This is a genomic window from Paenibacillus sp. FW104-T2, assembly GCF_058789975.1.
On the sequence record NZ_JBYTCE010000005.1, the window covers coordinates 113,247 to 130,347 of the forward strand.

General features: G+C 51.0%; 21 protein-coding genes. 1 reads left to right on the forward strand and 20 read right to left on the reverse strand.

Translation table 11 applies throughout. The features are described 5' to 3' along the window. Positions 1-37 precede the first annotated feature (37 nt). From AC3WQ3_RS08390 to modA, 20 genes are all read right to left on the reverse strand, one after another. Positions 38-754 (reverse strand): glycosyltransferase, encoded by a 717-nt coding sequence (locus AC3WQ3_RS08390; RefSeq protein WP_492471971.1) that lies wholly within the window; start codon positions 752-754, stop codon positions 38-40. Then, positions 751-1,689 carry an NAD-dependent epimerase/dehydratase family protein gene (locus AC3WQ3_RS08395; RefSeq protein ID WP_492471972.1) on the reverse strand — a complete coding sequence of 313 codons (939 nt, stop codon included), beginning with the start codon at positions 1,687-1,689 and terminating at the stop codon, positions 751-753. The genes AC3WQ3_RS08390 and AC3WQ3_RS08395 overlap by 4 nt, the downstream gene beginning before the upstream one ends. Then, on the reverse strand, positions 1,671-2,498 hold the full coding sequence (locus AC3WQ3_RS08400) for a dTDP-4-dehydrorhamnose reductase family protein (protein ID WP_095291943.1): 828 nt from the start codon (positions 2,496-2,498) through the stop codon (positions 1,671-1,673). The genes AC3WQ3_RS08395 and AC3WQ3_RS08400 overlap by 19 nt, the downstream gene beginning before the upstream one ends. Beyond that, positions 2,495-3,481 (reverse strand): polysaccharide biosynthesis protein, encoded by a 987-nt coding sequence (locus tag AC3WQ3_RS08405; protein WP_095361348.1) that lies wholly within the window; start codon positions 3,479-3,481, stop codon positions 2,495-2,497. Before AC3WQ3_RS08405 ends, AC3WQ3_RS08400 begins: the two co-directional genes overlap by 4 nt. Then, positions 3,474-4,565 (reverse strand): non-hydrolyzing UDP-N-acetylglucosamine 2-epimerase, encoded by a 1,092-nt coding sequence (gene wecB, locus AC3WQ3_RS08410; protein ID WP_154896338.1) that lies wholly within the window; start codon positions 4,563-4,565, stop codon positions 3,474-3,476. The genes AC3WQ3_RS08405 and wecB overlap by 8 nt, the downstream gene beginning before the upstream one ends. A gap of 13 nt (positions 4,566-4,578) precedes the next feature. Continuing rightward, on the reverse strand, positions 4,579-6,153 hold the full coding sequence (locus tag AC3WQ3_RS08415; protein WP_492471973.1) for a glycosyltransferase family 4 protein: 1,575 nt from the start codon (positions 6,151-6,153) through the stop codon (positions 4,579-4,581). 40 nt (positions 6,154-6,193) lie between these two features. Next, a complete protein-coding gene (locus AC3WQ3_RS08420; protein ID WP_390586588.1) occupies positions 6,194-7,333 on the reverse strand; it encodes a CgeB family protein in 1,140 nt (379 codons plus the stop codon). Between the two features lie 53 nt (positions 7,334-7,386). Further along, positions 7,387-8,481, reverse strand: coding sequence for a CgeB family protein (locus tag AC3WQ3_RS08425; RefSeq protein WP_492471974.1), 1,095 nt, complete (start codon positions 8,479-8,481; stop codon positions 7,387-7,389). A gap of 56 nt (positions 8,482-8,537) precedes the next feature. Beyond that, positions 8,538-8,690, reverse strand: coding sequence for a hypothetical protein (locus AC3WQ3_RS08430; RefSeq protein ID WP_176476174.1), 153 nt, complete (start codon positions 8,688-8,690; stop codon positions 8,538-8,540). Between the two features lie 49 nt (positions 8,691-8,739). Further along, positions 8,740-9,081, reverse strand: coding sequence for a hypothetical protein (locus AC3WQ3_RS08435; protein WP_492471975.1), 342 nt, complete (start codon positions 9,079-9,081; stop codon positions 8,740-8,742). A 1-nt stretch (position 9,082) separates the two neighbouring features. Further along, positions 9,083-9,382: a hypothetical protein gene (locus tag AC3WQ3_RS08440; protein ID WP_095291950.1), complete on the reverse strand. Its 300-nt coding sequence runs from the start codon at positions 9,380-9,382 to the stop codon at positions 9,083-9,085. Then, positions 9,379-9,717 (reverse strand): alpha-helical endospore appendage domain-containing protein, encoded by a 339-nt coding sequence (locus AC3WQ3_RS08445; RefSeq protein WP_095291951.1) that lies wholly within the window; start codon positions 9,715-9,717, stop codon positions 9,379-9,381. The genes AC3WQ3_RS08440 and AC3WQ3_RS08445 overlap by 4 nt, the downstream gene beginning before the upstream one ends. 23 nt (positions 9,718-9,740) lie before the next feature. Continuing rightward, positions 9,741-10,028, reverse strand: coding sequence for a nucleoside-diphosphate sugar epimerase (locus tag AC3WQ3_RS08450; protein ID WP_095291953.1), 288 nt, complete (start codon positions 10,026-10,028; stop codon positions 9,741-9,743). Positions 10,029-10,149: 121 nt separating this feature from the next. Continuing rightward, positions 10,150-10,902, reverse strand: a complete 753-nt coding sequence (locus tag AC3WQ3_RS08455; protein WP_095361344.1) for an amino acid ABC transporter ATP-binding protein — start codon at positions 10,900-10,902, stop codon at positions 10,150-10,152. After that, complete coding sequence (locus AC3WQ3_RS08460; RefSeq protein WP_336782874.1) at positions 10,899-11,609, reverse strand: amino acid ABC transporter permease; 711 nt, start codon at positions 11,607-11,609, stop codon at positions 10,899-10,901. Before AC3WQ3_RS08460 ends, AC3WQ3_RS08455 begins: the two co-directional genes overlap by 4 nt. Positions 11,610-11,613: 4 nt before the next feature. Continuing rightward, the gene (locus tag AC3WQ3_RS08465; RefSeq protein ID WP_492471976.1) at positions 11,614-12,357 is read right to left on the reverse strand and encodes an amino acid ABC transporter permease; all 744 of its coding nucleotides are present in this window, start codon (positions 12,355-12,357) and stop codon (positions 11,614-11,616) included. Between the two features lie 24 nt (positions 12,358-12,381). Further along, positions 12,382-13,221 carry a transporter substrate-binding domain-containing protein gene (locus AC3WQ3_RS08470; RefSeq protein WP_127538992.1) on the reverse strand — a complete coding sequence of 280 codons (840 nt, stop codon included), beginning with the start codon at positions 13,219-13,221 and terminating at the stop codon, positions 12,382-12,384. A gap of 277 nt (positions 13,222-13,498) precedes the next feature. Beyond that, positions 13,499-13,831 (reverse strand): hypothetical protein, encoded by a 333-nt coding sequence (locus AC3WQ3_RS08475; RefSeq protein ID WP_154896344.1) that lies wholly within the window; start codon positions 13,829-13,831, stop codon positions 13,499-13,501. 243 nt (positions 13,832-14,074) lie between these two features. Beyond that, entirely contained in the window at positions 14,075-14,758 is a 684-nt protein-coding gene (modB, locus tag AC3WQ3_RS08480; protein WP_492471977.1) for a molybdate ABC transporter permease subunit, read from the reverse strand. Next, positions 14,755-15,594: a molybdate ABC transporter substrate-binding protein gene (gene modA / locus AC3WQ3_RS08485; RefSeq protein WP_492472055.1), complete on the reverse strand. Its 840-nt coding sequence runs from the start codon at positions 15,592-15,594 to the stop codon at positions 14,755-14,757. The genes modB and modA overlap by 4 nt, the downstream gene beginning before the upstream one ends. 259 nt (positions 15,595-15,853) lie before the next feature. On the opposite strand from modA, the gene AC3WQ3_RS08490 reads away from it, so the two are divergent. After that, positions 15,854-16,915: a helix-turn-helix transcriptional regulator gene (locus AC3WQ3_RS08490; RefSeq protein WP_492471978.1), complete on the forward strand. Its 1,062-nt coding sequence runs from the start codon at positions 15,854-15,856 to the stop codon at positions 16,913-16,915. Positions 16,916-17,101: the final 186 nt, after the last annotated feature.

Sequence of the window (17,101 nt, forward strand, 5' to 3'; positions counted from 1 at the left end):
GACTTGCTCCCATAACCCCTCAATCCCTTCATAAGGTTCAACCACCCATGGCAGCAATTCGCTGCAGCAAAGGTTCACGATATCTGGACCAGACCATGGAGGCTTCCCTGCCAATCGTCTCCGCATGACGCACCGACCCCATCCCGCCGTGCCAGCGATATGCCGTAAGGGGTTCATTCAGGTATGGAAAACGATATCCATTCAGCAGGATACGCAGCCAGAGATCCAGATCATGCGTATATGGAAGCAGCTCATCGAAGAGGCCTACAGCTCCGAACAGATCCTTGCGAATCATGACGGTACAACCATTGACAGGATTGCCACCCACAAAACGGCGCAGCCATTCAACGTCAGCCATCGGTTCTGCTCCACCATGCAGCTTGGTAACCGCCGAATGTTCATTGATGTAATGAAAGTTGGTATGTGAGGCAAGCACATTTTCCCGCTGCATGAACTCGACCTGGTAACGTATTTTATCCGGATAGAGAAGATCATCCGAGCTTAGCCAGACCACATAATCACCCGAAGCATGACGAATGCCGTGATTAAGAGCCGAGGCTGTGCCGCCGTTGCTTTTGCCAAGCACATAGATATGAGGCAGGTAAGGCTGGAGAAGCTCCGCATACCTTGTCGAGCCGTCGTCCACCACAATGATCTCCACGTTGGTATACGTCTGGTTTATCGCGCTTTGAATCGCCTGCTGCACATAAGGGCAATTGTAGAATGGAATGACCACGGATACTTTTGGATTCATTTGGCCCCTCCCCCTTGCTTCCGAACATCGCTCAGAATATCCTGAAGGGATTGGGCAAATGGAATCTGAGGCTGCCATCCCAGTTTACGCAGCAGCGATAGTTCCTCCTCCTTGCCAGCCCCATCCGGTCCTGAAGAGGCTCCGTCCCAGCGGACAGGCACTTCTGCTTCTGACATGGAGAGCAAGGTATCTGCGATTTCGCCCAGACTGCGCTCCGTCCCGGAAACCACCGGATAGACAGTTCCCGTAGTTCCATGCACAAGAAGTGTGGCATAGGCTCTGACCGCATCCCGTACATCCAGGAAATCCCGTGTATTATCCCGCCCGGATAGACGGAAAGCTTCGCGTTTGCCCTCTTGCTCACAGGCAACCACATGCCGTGCGAGCAGCGAACAGATCCCTGTAGAAGGACCGGCCCCGATCAAATTCCCCGGCTCAGCCAGCATGATCTGCTGCCCAAACAGGGACATCCATGACAATGACACCATTTCTTCCAGCGCCTTGCTGAGACTGTAAGGATGAGGAGGCTCTGGTTTTCGGCCTGGTTCGACGGTGTATTTCAACCGGGATCCCACGATAACTGTCCGTGCTGATGGACAGCTTCGAAGAGCATCCAGTAAATACAGGACAGCCATCACATTCGTTTCCAGTACAAGCAGCGGGTCTGACCAAGAGTCAGGGACTGAGTTTTTCCCTGCGAGATGCAGCGCGTAATCCGGCTGCACCTCATCAATCAGTTGACGCACCTGCTGTTTATCATTAAGATCACACACATGCACAGCTACGCCTTCACCAAACGAATGCACGCCTGCTCGCCGGACCACGGCGGCAACCTTAGCACCGATGCTCTTAAAATATGCTACAGCATGCCGTCCGGTAAAACCGGAGGCACCTGTAATCAACACCTTCTTGCCCGTTAGCTCTGCTCCATCCATAATGCCAGCTCCTTCAGCATCGTAGAATAATCCGGAAGGTCTGTCTTCACATCCTCGCGTGTGGAAACGAGGGTGCGATCCTGCACAAGACTGTCATCAGGCACAATATTCACATCTTGCTTATTCCAGGTCTGCTGGAAAAGAAGCAGCAGATCGTGCTTGCTAACCGGTTCAGGATGCGCCAGATGAATCAGGCCGCTGACAGGTGACGCCAGATAATGATCCACCCATTTTGCCAGCTCCAGTGTAGTTACACCGTTCCAGAACACACGCGTATATCCACCCACTTCACCTGTGCGTGACATAAACCAATGCATCAGTCCGATGCCGCCCTTCCGGATTTCCGGCCCAATTATGGAGGTGCGGATCGTAAGGTGCCCTGGATCATGAACCTCACCCAGTGCCTTGGTAATCGCGTAGGATGATGTCCCATCCGTAACATCATTCTCCGTATAGGAACCACGGTCCCCGCTGAAGACACAGTCCGTGCTGATATGAATGAGTCGGGCACCAATGGTGTCGGCCACCCTCCGCAAACGATGCGGAAGGAAGCCGTTAATGTGATAAGCGGTAATTTTATCTTCATCTGCGAAGCTGTTCAGCACACCAACAGCATTAACGATAACGTCCGGGTGCACAGCCTCCACCAGACGATCCACCATATAGCTGTCATTTACATCCAGCAGCAGACCGTTCGGGTCAGACACATCCCGCGTGGTGTAGAAGACACTGTGCAGACCTTGACGGCGGAAATAGTCGACCATAACATGGCCGGCCATTCCGTTTCCCCCAAGTATCAGGAGCTTCATGACAGGAATCCTCCGCGTTTCAGAATGTCGCGAATCTCCTCTTTCGTCATCAACTGATGTTCTGAACTGAAGCTGCTAAAGGAAACCGGAGGGCAGTTCGTGTAATGCTCACGCAATCCCGGTATGCCGAGTGTAGGGAGAATGACCAGATATTGTTCGTCGTAAACAACCGTTGTCATGCTCTCGAATTCACTCATCAGAATTTCATGAATTTTCTCACCAGGCCGGGTACCACGTTCCACAATGGCCACGTTCTCTACGCCGGAATCCTCTATCAGCACTTCTGCAAGGTCCACAATTTTGCACGTAGGCATCGTCATGACAAAAATCTCACCGCCTACACTCTCCACGGAAGCCTTGAACAGCAACGTGATGGCATCCTTCAGTGTGAGGAAGAAACGGGTCATATTCATATCCGTGATGGATACTTGACCTTTCTGACGAATCTGGTTCTTGAAGAGATGCACCACGCTGCCGTTGGTGCCAAGCACATTGCCGCCCCGTACAGTCACAAATCGGGTATTGCTGTGCAGCAAATTCGCATATACGATTAATTTCTCGCCGATCGCCTTGGTCATGCCATAGAAATTGGATGGGTTAGCCGCCTTGTCAGTCGAGATATAAATGACCTTTTCAACATGGTTTTCGATGGCAGCCTCAATCACGTTCTGGGTACCAATCACGTTGGTTTTAAGTGCTTCATAAGGCTGATCTTCACATACCGGCACATGTTTGAGCGCCGCCAGATGGAATACATAGTCCACTTGCTGGCAAGCCGCCGTTAATGCTTCCTTGTCACGAATATCCCCAATTCGGAAGTGAAGACGAGGATCCTCGAACTCGCGGCTCATGGCCACCTGGCTTGATTCATTACGGGAGTAAACGATAATTTCCTTTGGATTTTGGGGCAGCAGTTGGGCCACGAGTTCATACCCCCATGATCCAGTACCGCCTGTCACGAGTATACGTTTATTTTCAAACATGTAGTTTCCCTCCAAGCAGAAATTTGACCACTTTACCGGATACATCTGTTGCCTTGTAACCTTGCGGGCATTCCCAGTCACTTGCCATCTCCGTCATGACCTTCACACATCCCGCAATGCGGGCTGCATCCAGACCGGAGACTACGTTGCTGCCGCAGTCCACCGTCTCCGGACGTTCGGTTGTGCGCCGCATGGTGACTGTGGGTACACCCATGATGCAGCATTCTTCCTGAACGGTACCGCTGTCCGTCAGTGCACAGCGTGCATGACGTTCCAACATGACGAAATCAAAAAATCCGAACGGTTCGTGGAATTCCACAAGCGGATTCATCTCCAGCTGCAAATGTTCTGCGATACGGATGGCCGTTCGGGGATGGATGCTGCAGATCACCCGCAGGCCGTGTTCCTCCGCTACCTGGTTCAGTCCTTTCATGATCTCCAGCAGATGAGGCGGATGATCTACATTTTCTGCCCGGTGGGCGGTTACCAAAAAGTACTGCCCGGACTTGAGCTTGAGCTTTTTCAGTATTTTGCTGGCGTTCACCTGGGCGTCATAATGACGCATGACTTCATAGATCGGATTGCCCGTGAGCACAATTCGCCGACTGGGCACACCTTCATTAACGAGGTGCTTCTTGCTTTGTTCGGTATACGGCATATTAATGGTCGATATGGCATCTATGACTTTTCGATTTTTCTCTTCAGGTACATCCAGATCGAAGCATCGATTGCCTGCCTCCATATGGACGACCGGAATCCCCATGCGCTCAGCCAGCACGGCACAGAGTGCGCTGTTGGTATCACCCAGCAGCAGCACTTTGTCCGGCTTTTCCTGAAGCAGCAGATCTTCCATTTGAGTAAACATGGAGGATAGCTGACGGCCCAAAGAGGCAGCTTCGTCCTGAAGGACGTAGTCTGGCGCCCGCAGGCCCATCTCCTTGAAAAACTGACCGCTGAGACTTTCCGTGAAGTTCTGTCCTGTGTGCACAAGAATATGCTTGGACGCGTACTGGTCCAGCTTGGAAATGATCAGGCTGAGCCGGATAATCTCTGGTCTCGTGCCCAGCACCGTCATGATCTTCATCGTTATCCCGCCTTCATCGTGTATTGGAACCTTTCCGACGCGCCCGGCGCCTTGACCTGGCAGTCGTGCGCTTGCGAGCCGTTGGTTTCGCCCTGTACAGATGCTTTCTTTTTTGCTGAGCTGCCTTCCGGGTTCGCTTTTTTGCCCCCGTTTTCCGTTTGCTGACCCTGCTCGGCGGACGCTTTTCAACCACATCAGCGGGGACAGGATGGCCTACGGCAATCGGCGGAAGTGGGGAGATTGGCAATGCCTGAATAACCGACAGCGGGAACAGAAGTGCTCTGACTGCCCCGGGGTCCAAAGCGAGTACGGTACGCAATCCGCCTTCTCCCCAGGTATACACCGGGCCATTCGGTGCCTGAATGTAAGGGAACCAGCCAGGGTACCGCAGCAACCACTGTGTCACCATCGTATGCATGCCAGCTCTGTAGGTTTCAATTCCGTACAATCGTTCCGCTTCTGCCCGGCCTCGCCAGGCAATATCGGACGCCATCTCCGTGTCGTTCAGCAGGGTCGTCGCCAAAACGGCAAGTGCATTGCTGTCTCCCGGAGGAGCTAGAAATTGGCCGCTGCCCACCCCTTCCAGCAGCTCCGACAGGCCGCCCTGGGCAAAAGCAATAACCGGTTTGGCAAAATACACACCCTCCAGCGCAGTCATGCCAAAGCCTTCCTTGACCATGCTCGGGATAACCACCATATCCATCGCTGTATAGGCAAGAGATACATTCTCTTCAAATGTCGTAAAGGTAAATCTGCGTGCATATCCTGATTTCTTCACCCTTGCTACACATTCGTCATAGTACTTTTTGTCTGCTGGCGCACCAATGATCCAGTACCTGGCTTTCGAGTGGGTTTCGCAGAGCTGCAGAGCCATGTCAATAAAAGGTCTCAGCCCTTTGGCATCATATATAAAAGAAGAGATATAGCCGATACAGACATGCGAGTTCCTGAAACCGAGCTCCTTGCGCTTGCGTTCACGCAAATGAAGCCAGCGGTCCGGGGCAGGCAGTGCCGGGTCCCAGGTTGGTGGAAGAACCGACAGCTTCCCGCTCATGCCCGCATGTTTAAACGGGGCAGCAGCCGTCTCAGATATGCCGATAATCCAGTCCGAATACCGGTCTATCATCTGCACGGCCTCGTCTGTATGAGCATTGATCTGAATAATCTCCGTAATCTTCCAGATGACCGGAATCTGCAGCGATTTGGCTGCAACGGCAGGCAGCACGTTCACACAGGTATTCGTCAATACCAGCGCAGGAGAAGTTTCCCTGATGAGGGAAACCGCGTCCTGATAAGCTGGTGTGTAGCGAAGCTGTTCTGCATCATTGGCAATGCCCTGGTAGGGTGTGTAAACACCGTGAAGCAGCGGCAGAGAGCATATTTTGACCTGGATGCCGAATCTCCGCGCAAGTCCGGCGAGCTTGCCTTCCTGCGGGGCAACAAGCACACAGTCGAAGATGGAGCCCATTTCCCGCATAAAATGGAGCAGCAGCTTCTCCGCCCCTGTAATACTCCGGGTATTGCATACATGGGAAAACAACATGAGTTTCGGTTTAGTCGCCATGGCTGCACGGACCACTGCATGCATATCGCATGCAGGTCTGTGCACACCTCCTCCCGACCGGAAATTAAGGGAATATGATCGTCAGCATTTCATTAATTCTTCTGCCATACGTGTGTTCCTTGAGCGTCCGTTCCAATCCGCGGAGGGCGATTTCACGGCGCTCTTTCTCGTGAGTAAGATAGTATTCAACCTTATCGAGCAGCTCTTGGGGAGAAGAATACGTTTCGATCTCCACGCCCGGTTTATAGAACCGTGCCAGGTCGTCACGCGCATCGGTCAGCTGCAGTGTTGCGGAAGCCGAGATTTCAAATGTTCTTGGATTCGGTGAAGCTGGTGGTATTTTGAGATGGTTGTTATTGACGGAATCGTCTTCGTGGGAACGGTGCAGGTTAATCACAATTTTAGTCCCGTTATATACATCATTGGTTTCCTGCGGACTCATCCAGCGTCCGTGCTCAATCTTCTCGCCATAGGCTTCATAGCCAGGCAGACGGTCCCACCAGATGCCATTAAACACGGTATTGTGTGACATGATCTGTGCCATGATTGGATTGAAGAAGTAGACCCGGTTCCAGTAGGCCGATCCGATAAAACTGACGTCCCGGTGCAAGGGTGATGGCGTCGTGATCGGGAAGTAATGATTGGTGAATGCCGCAAACGGCAGGTAGTGTACTGATGCACAGCCGCTCTGACGGTATAGTTCTACACAGTTCAATTCCAGTGTGAAGATATGATCGAAATGGTGGACACGTTCCATCGTCATATCCGTGTAGTACGGATCATCCGTCAGCCAGATTGCTGTGGGGATACCTGCCTGGCGAATCGCATCAATATGCTCGAGCGGAATGTCCATGCCATCCAGGACAAGAACCAAATCGGGGCGATTTTGCAGCGCAATTTCAGAAACCGGCTGCCGGGGATCAGTCAGTGTCACCTGAGCAACCATGCCTTGCAGGGTGGCCATAATCGCCTCATCCAGCGGTGAATAGGGGAATCCTTTACCCGAAGAGACGTACAGGACGTGGATCTGCCGGAAAGGCAGCGGTTCCTGTGCGCAATTGACAATATAGTTGGCACGCCCGCGCAGGTAGCCTTCTTCCTTGCCTGCATCATAACCGGCATGCTGCCCGTTTTTGCGTGCCTGTTCAGCCAGGCTGAGTACTGGCGTATGAAAATTCCTCTTTTTACGGTGTTTGATAGACATACCGCCACTCCTTCTGTTTGAAATAACATTCGCTGTATTGCGGGCTTACTGTTCTACACATGTTCCAGCAGCTGGGCGATTCGGCGGGCAAACGTATGCTGGTTCAACGTGGTCAACAGCCCACGCCAAGCCATGGCCTGCCGTTCTTGCTCATGTTTCAGGTAATATTTGATTTTGCTCTCCAGTTCGGCTGCTGTCGTAAACGTCTCAATGTCGTAACCCGGCTGGTAAAAGCGGGGCAAGTCACCGCGTGCATCCGTAATCTGCATTGTGCCGCAGGCACTGATTTCATACGTTCTTGGATTAATGGATCGCCCTTGCAGATGATGCGTATTGCGATTGTCCTCGCCATTCTCGCAGGTCCGGTGAACATTAATGACAATCTTGGCGCCGTTGTAATAATTAACAGTTGAGCTTGGATCGATCCATCCCTCATGGATAAAAGGGCCGAGTACATCCGACCGTGTCAGCCGTTGCCACTGACCGCCGGCAATGAATACCTTTTTGGTCGCCAGAAAAGGGGCCAGCTCATCGAACAAGGCGATCCGGTTCCAGAAGCCTGTGCCGATAAAACAAATATCGTATTGGTGCTGAGGCTCGATGCGACGAGGCTGGAACATGCCGGGATTAACCGCGAGTGGCATATAGATGACTCTCCTCGCTCCGTTCCCTCCGTAAAATGGAACCGCAGCTTCTTCATGCGTGAACACCACATCGTAATGCCTGCAGATGGTCGCCGTATCTTCGGTGAAATACGGATCATCTACAAACCATACTGCTGTCCGAATACCGAGAGCCCGTATCCCGTCTACCTGTTCCAGGTGATCCGCAGGAAAAACGTGCAATCCGTTCATGACCAACACGACATCCGGCCTGTGCTGACTTGCATCCTGCAGCATGGTTGCCGGCGACCCGACAACACATTCACGCACAGACTGCTGCAGTGCTAAGATGACACCTTCATCGATGGCATCAAATCCTTGCGGAATGTACAGTACTTTCATATCCCGCATGGTCGGCTCAAACATCTGAACTCGCTCCATCATGGCCTGACAGCCGCCGAATCTGCAGCCTTCAGCATATCCGCTGCGGTAAGCTATCTTCGCTTCCGGAAGCGATCGGTGTCGTTTTTTTGCCACATCCTTCACCCTGTCTTCCTTTCAGGAGATTCCGTATCCGTCTCTCCCCGAGATTGGTCTTCCCTCTAAAGGATATGCCCCGGGGTCAGATGCATCATGGACGGGTGTCCTGCAAGGCACAAAATTGGCGTCTGCCCTCCACATTGGCCTGTACGGGCATGTCCGCTTCTGCGGCCATGCAAATCACCCGGAGGGATAAATCCCCCCCGGGTGATCATATGTGCTGGACCTGCAGCGATCCGTCTGCCGCTAATCAGGTCTATTCGGTTATTGTGCCTTGTACGCCAGCTGATGTCCGTCTTCGAAACCCTTGGCGAAACCCGCGTTGAATCCCTCGTTGTACGCCTCGTTGTAACCCTGACTGTACGCGTTGTCCGGGTTCGGATCGGTAGGGGTAGCCGGGACGACTGGTTGTACGGGATTCGGACTCCGGTGCCGCCGTACCGAACGTTTCTTTTTTTTGAGCCACGCACTACGTCCTTTAAGCGTGCGTTTGTGCAGTACACGTTTGCCTTTGATGGCACGCAGCTTACGGACTTTGCGCAGACGGGCACCACGTGTAAGCAAAGCTCTTTTCGTTCTAAGCTTCAACTTTTTCTTTCTCAACATATCAACATTCCTCCTGTATATCCCGAACGATACGTACCGCATATTCAGGTTCTTTGAGCCACGGCAAGCCGGGCTCCCCTTGCTGAATTCGTGCTAACCTGATCCCCGTAACCATACGGGACATTTCTTCCTGATACCTGCTCAGCAGACGAATGTTCTCGGCAAGATTGCGGGCAGATACTTCCGAATGAGCGGTTACGCTGGCTACACTGTCCAGAATGCGTGCCAGGGCCTGCTGGCTGTGTGCAATGGATTCAATGAGAGCCAGTTTAACTTCCTGCTCACGCTGCAGCAGACTCATTTTCCCATGTCTCCAAGATCCATGCCGCCAAACATGCCTCCGTCCATCCCGCCTTCTTCAGCACTGTTATCGACCATGACAGCTTTCAAGTTGTTGCAAAGCCCTGTTTCCATCCGGGTTAATCCTTCCAGCATTTCAACCAGTTGATCATGCATTTTCAGCGGTTCTGCCACCTGATCACCGTGCGTTAGAAATGCTTCACCGTTCAGGTGATTCAGCGCCCAATTCCGAACTTTCTCAGCTTCAATCGCCTTGGCTTCCAAAATCAGTGCAATGTTCCATTGCATCTTGGCTGCAGCATCCAGCATCAGTATGAGACTTTGTTCTCTGCTCATGTTCTCTCACCCGCCTTCCGGGCTTATTCTTCCTCTTGACCTGCCATCTCCCGCATGACCTGGGTCAGCGTTTCGGCAACAGCTTCTTCCAGATCCGCAAGGCCCCCCAAATAGGAGATGATGCTTTTGTTGATTTGTCCAGAGCTATCCAGCAGACCCTCTACGCCATCCAGCTCCGGTTCGATATCCGGCAAATGATTAATAATTTCAGACATCCGCACAGCGACTTGACGTTTGGCATCCAATACTCGTGCAAGCTGCTGGTGTGAGTGTGCAATATGTGTGAGTATTTCATCAACTTTGCTCTGCATAGTCCTCCTCCTTACCGTCACGGCCTGCTTCACCCATAGAAAAACCCGGCCTATCAGCATTTGCCTGCTACAGCATATGCCGGGCCGGGATCGTCAGTTACTCCAGCTTGCGCCTATATCGTCAAATGACATAACTCCAATCAGAGGAGTATCGGCTCAGGAATTGGCGGGTTCGTTCCTGCTTGGGCCGTAAAAAGATTTCCTCAGGTGTTCCTTGCTCCACGACATGCCCCCCATCCATGAAGATAACCCGATTCGCCACTTCACGGGCAAAACCCATTTCATGGGTAACAACGATCATGGTGATGCCCTCCTGGGCAATCGAACGAATGACCGATAATACCTCTCCAACCAGCTCTGGATCCAGGGCAGAAGTCGGTTCATCGAACAGGATGACCTCTGGATTCAGAGCCAGTGCGCGGGCAATGCCGACCCGCTGCTGCTGTCCGCCAGACAGCATGCTTGGATACTCATTGATTTTGGCAGAAAGCCCTACTTGTTCAAGAACACGCAGGGCACGTGCACGGGCATCTGCCTTGGACATCTTCTGTGCCACAATTAGCCCTTCCGTGACGTTATCCAGCACCGTTTTGTGTTTGAACAAATTGTAATGCTGAAAAACCATGGCCGTTTTCCGTCTGATCTGCACGATATCGTGTTTGCGCGCATGTTTGCAGTCTACGCCCAATCCGCTGATCTGGACCTTGCCTTCATCTGCACGTTCCAGGAAATTCACACAGCGCAGCAATGTTGTTTTGCCCGACCCGCTGGGTCCAAGAATGGCGACCACATCCCCCTGCTCTACCGTCAGATCAATGCCTTTCAGCACTTCCTGCTTGCCAAAAGACTTGTGGATATTGCTTAGTGTAATCATGAAACCCCTCCTTTGCTATACAAGGCGACCCGGCGTTCCAGCAGAGCGGTAATCCGTTCGGCGATGATTGTCAGGCCCCAATAGATCACTGCCGCTGCAATGAAAGCCTCCAGAAATTTCAAACTGACGGATGCAACGACATCTGCCTTTCCGAGAATATCCATCTGTGAAACCGTGAAGGCCAGCGTCGATCCATGGAGAAATCCGACAAACATGCTGCACAGATTGGGCAATACAGCACCGATGGCCTGAGGGAGAATGATGCGCCGCAAGGCCTGTGAGGTACTCATGCCTACGGCATGCGCAGCCTCCATCTGTCCACGGTCCACAGCGAGAATACCCGAACGGATAATCTCGGACATATACGCTCCGGCTGTCAGTGAGAAGGCAATCAATACAAATACCAGGATAGGTATGGAAGCCGATTGAAAAGCCCATCCGTACCGTTCAGAGAGATTATCAATTATCATCGGTATACCGTAATAGATCAGAAATAGATGCATGAGCATCGGCGTACCGCGCAGAAACGAAACGTAGAAGGCGGCTACCCGGTGAATCCATGGCACCTGATAGATTCGAATCAGGGCAGTGGCAAGACCAATCCCGAAACCTGCTATCAGCGGCACAATCGTGATCACGAGTGTCAGTGGCAATGCCGTTAGAATTTTGAAAAAAGACGTATAAATAAACTGGAGATCAATGGACATATGCTCACCCCGCTATTCGTTTCAGTCGTTCAGCTCTGACCGCTGGCTTAGACAACGTGCTTTTGCGTTCATGACGCTGCAGTCTGCGTTCAGCAAGAGCAAACCCTTTTTCAAGGACAATAACAATGACATAATAAACAACCGACAAGCTGATATACACTTCAAGCGCATGTGACGTTGCCGAGATCAGCGTCTGCCCTCTGCCCACCATATCCATGACACCGATGGAAAAAGCAAGGGACGTGTCCTTAAGCGAACCGATCAGCGTATTCGCCATATTGGGGAAAGCCACAATAAGCGCTTGGGGAACAACAATCCGCCGAAAGGACTGAAACGTAGTCATCCCTGCTGCATAAGCCGCTTCGGTCTGGCCCTTGTCAACACTGCGAACGGCTCCGCGGAAGATCTCCGCAAAGGATGCAGCATCGCTAAGTGCATAGGTCACGATGACAAATACCAGCGGATCGGTTCTGGACAGGTCAATGCCAATTGGCTTAAGCAATTCGGGCAGGCCGTAATAGACCAGAAACAGCTTGATGAGAATTGGTGTGCCGCGCATGAAAGATACATACAGGGTGGCGAGCTGACTCAGTACCGGAATTCGGTAGAGTCTAGGAACTGCCAGCAGCACACCGCCTACCAGACCAAGCACAATGGACCCGCCCAGCACGATCAGAGTTATATGCAGATACCTTAGCAGTTCCGGGATGAAATCCAGAACCAAGGATATATCGAATGCTTTTCCCATTACGGCTTGCACACCTTTCTCACGCTACTCTTCAACCGTATAATCCGCGCCAAGCCACTCTGTGCTCAGCTTGCTTAATGTTCCGTCTTCCTTGATTGATTTGAGAGCTTCATCCACTTTGGCTTTGAGTTCCTGCTCGTCCTTGTTGAGGATGAAATATACTTTGGAATTCGATAAAGCTTCTCCCACCGTTTTTAATTGGGCATCCACAGCCTTATTCTGATAGTCAATGGCGAATTGCGTACTAATTGTTGCATCCACCCGACCTGATTTGATCTGGGTAATCGTGTCTTCACCGGCTCCCGAGTATACGATATCAATGCTGTTGCCATTGTCCGCATTCCACTTCTCAGCCAGCACAGCCGCATTGCTCGTTGCACCCACAATCAGTTTTTTCCCTTTCAGATCGTCAATGGAATTCACATCCTGGTTTTTCTGACTCACGACTACTTTGTTGGGGAAAATATTATAAGCTTCATCATTAAACAGGAACTTCGCCTGTCTCTCTTCATTCACTTCCATCTGGTGAGCGATTAGATCAATCTTTTTCGTCTCCAGGCTGAGCAGCAGGTTTTTGAACTCCATGGTGCTGAACTCAAACTCATACTCAGGCAGCCGTTTATCAATCTCACGAATCAATTCCACATCGTATCCAGTCAATTTGCCATTCTCATCAATGAAGCACACATTCGGAAATTGCGTACCTGTACCTACGATAATCTTCTTCACTGTATCTTGACCGGACGCAGATGTGGTCTCCGCTTCATTTGAAGCATTGCCTGTGCTGCATCCTGCCAGCACCGCGAGCATAGTGACGAATAGCAGCGCTGTCCGAAATTGATGAATCCCCCATTTTTTAGCCATTCCCGATCTCCTCCACAGGCTGTGTTACACAGCCAATCTAATGTAAACTCCCATTTCTCTAATTCTTAACTAACCATTCTTACTTGTATAGTCGGAATTAGGTTGATCAAAGAATATCACCCTGGGTTATCCTGAGGCAATACGAAGCCTAATAGGACATCCTGATAATGTTATAGAACTTCTCTATCCGGACATTGCCTATGAAATCCATATACCAAAAAAAGCCCCTCCCCGATCGGTCTGGAGGAGAAAAGGCTTCTTCGATTCGTGATGTTATCTATCTGCGACTGGCCCATTTAATTTTACGTGCGACTTCCAGCCGCTGGGATTGCAGGAGGCCAATTCGTTCTTGGCATTTGTCGCGTTCATCCTGGGTGTGTGCTGCATGCAGCTGGTTGCACAGCCCCGTTAGCTTACTGTTGATATAATCCAGCCGTGTCCATAATTCCTCTTCTGGTGTCCGCTGCTGCTCCGCTGCCGGCTGAAATATTTTGAGCTGGTGGATAAGGGACTGCTGCCATTCCTGATCCTGAATTTGGATGGCAAAATGCAAAAGATCCAGATAATCGTCGATTTGCAACGATACGCCGCAATCAGGTTTAGTATTCATTGTCGTCTCTCTCCTTATTTCAGTGCTTGGCTGGAATCAGTTACTTCTATTTTACAGGAAAAGGGCTGCTTTAGGCGAGGGTTGAAAGTACGAAATTTGGAAATTTTTTTGGTTTTTTTGTGCATAGAAGTTTTCTATCTACATACAGAACGTTCGGATTGGAGCATACAGCATAAAACCCGCTCCAAGGAGCACTCCTTGTGCGGGTCTTCATCAATCCCTACTGTATCTGCCTTGCGCCCTTCAAGCCTTTTCCTGGTTTGGCTGCCTCGTTAGAAGCAGCATGACAAATGAGATGATAATAATGGAAACGGTCCATGCCCATGCCATGGTCTGATTACCGGAATCCACTGCAACATAGATGGCTGTAGGTACGGTTTGGGTTTTGCCAGGAATATTTCCAGCGATCATCAGTGTGGCCCCGAATTCCCCCAGTGCACGAGCAAATCCCAGTATAAAAGCAGTCATCAATGCTCGTCCTGCAAGCGGCAGCGAAATGTAGCGAAACACCTGCCATTCATTCGCCCCGATCGACCTGCCCGCATCCTCCAGATCCTTATCAATACCGCTGAAACCGGACTTCATGGTCTGATAAATGAGCGGGAAGGCTACAACCACTGAGGCAATCACCGCCGCCCACCAGGAGAAGATGACCGGCGCCGAGAAGATGGCTTCAATCCATTGTCCCAGCAGACTTTTGCGGCCCAGCAAAACGAGCAGCAGAAAGCCAACGACGGTCGGTGGAAGCACCAGCGGCAGCATAAACACGGTTTCCAGCACAATTTTGGTGCGAAAAGAGCGGCGTGACATCTGCCAGGCTACCGCAATGCCGAGCACGCCTGCAATGATGCTGGACAACAGAGCAACCTGAAGTGATAGGCGGACAGGTGACCAGAACGCTGACCAGTCGATCTCCGTACCAATCATTCCGGAACAGAGAATCCGTATTTCGCAAATACATCCAGCACTTCAGGGGTTTGCAAATACGCGTAAAATTGTTCTGCTTCTGTCCGGTGTTTTGTGCCCTCAATAATGCCTACCGGATAATGGGCCGGTGTATAACTGTTCTTGTCCACCTCAAATGCAATTTCCACCTGATCCGAGGTCAGTGCATCCGTTTTGTACACAAATCCCGCGTCTGCGTTCCCGGTCTCTACATACTGCAGAACCTGTCTGACATCCTTGCCCTGCACAAGCTTGCTTTCGAGCTGATCCCACAGCTTGGCATTCGTCAGTGCTTCCTTCGCATACGTTCCTGCCGGGACACTTTCCGGAATTCCGATAGCTACGGTTTTAACGGTATCCGCTGTCAGATCCTGCTCGCTCGATACTGCATTTTCACTACCTGCTGGAACGATGGCAACAAGGGAGTTTTGCAGCAAATTTTTCTGATCAGAAGCTGCAATCAGGTTCTCGTCCACCAGAGCGTTCATGTTCTTCGTTGCCGCCGATACAAAGATATCAGCAGGTGCACCCTGTTCAATCTGCTGCTGCAGTGCCCCCGATGCACCGAAGTTAAAGTTGAGTTCAACAGAAGGATGGGCAAGCTCATAGCCTGTTTCGATTTCTTTCATCGCATCGGTCAGACTGGCTGCCGCGGAGATGGTTAATTCTACGGTTTCCTGCGGCTCGGTATTCCCTGCTGGGTTGACATCTCCTGATGTCGCAGGTGCCGAGGACACCGGCTCAACTGCTGTCGATGAATCCGCACTGTCCGCACCAGCACCACAACCCGCCAATACAAGTGTCATCCCTAGAGACATGCTCCCCAGTATGTATCCTATTCTTTTTTTCAATTCTTCTCCCCCTGATCCTTCTACACGTTATGTTTAGTTATATCTAGTTATAATTAATTATATTTCATTATACATAAGATCGATCAAATGGAAAGGTCTTGTTTCTGCACTCCAGCAGTTAATGGTATAGTACAAGAGACTGTTTCAAACCTTTCAGCAAACTACACATGATGTTGATGAACTTAATCATATATGCTTTTGCCATCCTGAAGGAGGATCTTCACACATGACAGAGGAGCAATCCTATACAACCGAAGAAATATCCAAGCTGCTCAAAATATCCAAACTAACCGTGTATGACCTGATTAAAAAAGGAGACCTTGTCGCTTATCGCGTCGGCAAACAAATGAGGATTGATGCCACCGACCTGGAAGCATATAAGCTGCGTGCCAAGCAGCTGCAGTCCTCAACCGGACCGCTATCCGCTTCGAGTCAATCCTCGGGAACCGCGCCAATAATTGATCGTGCTGATTCAAGTAAATCTTTGGCTGCACCTGTACAAGACTATTCCAATGCCCCAGCCAGACCGGTATCCGAAGCATCCCGCATCGTACGCGGGGAGTCTCCTGCCCCCCATGCATCGCGGCATGTCGTCATTACCGGGCAGGATGTAAGCTTGGATATTCTCATGCGCCATATGGAGAAACAAACGCGGGACATTCGTCCACTGCGTTCTTTTATGGGCAGTCTCGACGGACTCATCTCCATGTACCGCGGTGAGTCTGACCTGGTCAGCACTCATCTGCTCGACGGGGATACGGGCGAATATAATTTGCCCTACATTCGAAAAATTTTGATTGGCTGGTCCTACGTCGTTGTAAACCTGCTCTCAAGACCAGCAGGATTGTATGTACAGCGCGGTAACCCGCGCGGCTTACAAGGCTGGGTAGACCTGGATCAGCCTGATCTGCGACTCGCCAACCGCGAGAAAGGTTCCGGGGCACGTGTCCTGCTTGATGAGCAGCTGCGTTTGCACGGGATTCCTTCCTCCCGCCTGATCGGTTATAACCTGGAAGAAACCAGTCATATGGGTGTTGCCGCCAAAGTCAGTTCCGGTGAAGCGGATGTGGGCATTGGCATTGAAAAGGCTGCACGTCTTGTCGGTCAGGTTGATTTCATTCCACTGACTCAGGAGCGCTATGACCTGGTTATGTTAAAGAAACCGGGAAATGAGCTGTGGACCGATTCGGTCCTGCGCATTCTTCAATCTTCGGAGTTCAGACAGGAACTGCAATCCTTCGAAGGCTATGATGTTTCCCGTACAGGTGAGATTTTGTACGAAGTATAATATTGACTTCATGTACAAGTTTGCCAAAACACACACTTATGCTCCCATACGTCAACACTGTACAGCCCGTTAGTTAAAGAAAAGCAGCTGATCACATGATCAGCTGCTTTCTTAGATTTATTGAGCTATCGTTACCCTTTAGCCTGAACACCCTAATTAGAGCGTCTCAACCAATTTCTGAATCTT

Bases quoted from the DNA above. Each gene is read 5' to 3' on its own strand.
- AC3WQ3_RS08435 (WP_492471975.1), bottom strand. From the start codon at position 9,081: ATGTTGAGAAAGAAAAAGTTGAAGCTTAGAACGAAAAGAGCTTTGCTT.
- modA (WP_492472055.1), bottom strand. From the start codon at position 15,594: ATGTCTCTAGGGATGACACTTGTATTGGCGGGTTGTGGTGCTGGTGCG.
- AC3WQ3_RS08475 (WP_154896344.1), bottom strand. From the start codon at position 13,831: ATGAATACTAAACCTGATTGCGGCGTATCGTTGCAAATCGACGATTAT.
- AC3WQ3_RS08420 (WP_390586588.1), bottom strand. From the start codon at position 7,333: ATGTCTATCAAACACCGTAAAAAGAGGAATTTTCATACGCCAGTACTC.
- AC3WQ3_RS08460 (WP_336782874.1), bottom strand. From the start codon at position 11,609: ATGTCCATTGATCTCCAGTTTATTTATACGTCTTTTTTCAAAATTCTA.
- AC3WQ3_RS08390 (WP_492471971.1), bottom strand. From the start codon at position 754: ATGAATCCAAAAGTATCCGTGGTCATTCCATTCTACAATTGCCCTTAT.
- AC3WQ3_RS08490 (WP_492471978.1), top strand. From the start codon at position 15,854: ATGACAGAGGAGCAATCCTATACAACCGAAGAAATATCCAAGCTGCTC.
- AC3WQ3_RS08445 (WP_095291951.1), bottom strand. From the start codon at position 9,717: ATGAGCAGAGAACAAAGTCTCATACTGATGCTGGATGCTGCAGCCAAG.
- AC3WQ3_RS08465 (WP_492471976.1), bottom strand. From the start codon at position 12,357: ATGGGAAAAGCATTCGATATATCCTTGGTTCTGGATTTCATCCCGGAA.
- AC3WQ3_RS08405 (WP_095361348.1), bottom strand. From the start codon at position 3,481: ATGTTTGAAAATAAACGTATACTCGTGACAGGCGGTACTGGATCATGG.
- modB (WP_492471977.1), bottom strand. From the start codon at position 14,758: ATGATTGGTACGGAGATCGACTGGTCAGCGTTCTGGTCACCTGTCCGC.
- AC3WQ3_RS08395 (WP_492471972.1), bottom strand. From the start codon at position 1,689: ATGGATGGAGCAGAGCTAACGGGCAAGAAGGTGTTGATTACAGGTGCC.
- AC3WQ3_RS08430 (WP_176476174.1), bottom strand. From the start codon at position 8,690: ATGATCACCCGGGGGGGATTTATCCCTCCGGGTGATTTGCATGGCCGC.
- AC3WQ3_RS08440 (WP_095291950.1), bottom strand. From the start codon at position 9,382: ATGAGTCTGCTGCAGCGTGAGCAGGAAGTTAAACTGGCTCTCATTGAA.
- AC3WQ3_RS08450 (WP_095291953.1), bottom strand. From the start codon at position 10,028: ATGCAGAGCAAAGTTGATGAAATACTCACACATATTGCACACTCACAC.
- AC3WQ3_RS08415 (WP_492471973.1), bottom strand. From the start codon at position 6,153: ATGCATGCAGTGGTCCGTGCAGCCATGGCGACTAAACCGAAACTCATG.
- AC3WQ3_RS08455 (WP_095361344.1), bottom strand. From the start codon at position 10,902: ATGATTACACTAAGCAATATCCACAAGTCTTTTGGCAAGCAGGAAGTG.
- wecB (WP_154896338.1), bottom strand. From the start codon at position 4,565: ATGAAGATCATGACGGTGCTGGGCACGAGACCAGAGATTATCCGGCTC.
- AC3WQ3_RS08470 (WP_127538992.1), bottom strand. From the start codon at position 13,221: ATGGCTAAAAAATGGGGGATTCATCAATTTCGGACAGCGCTGCTATTC.
- AC3WQ3_RS08400 (WP_095291943.1), bottom strand. From the start codon at position 2,498: ATGAAGCTCCTGATACTTGGGGGAAACGGAATGGCCGGCCATGTTATG.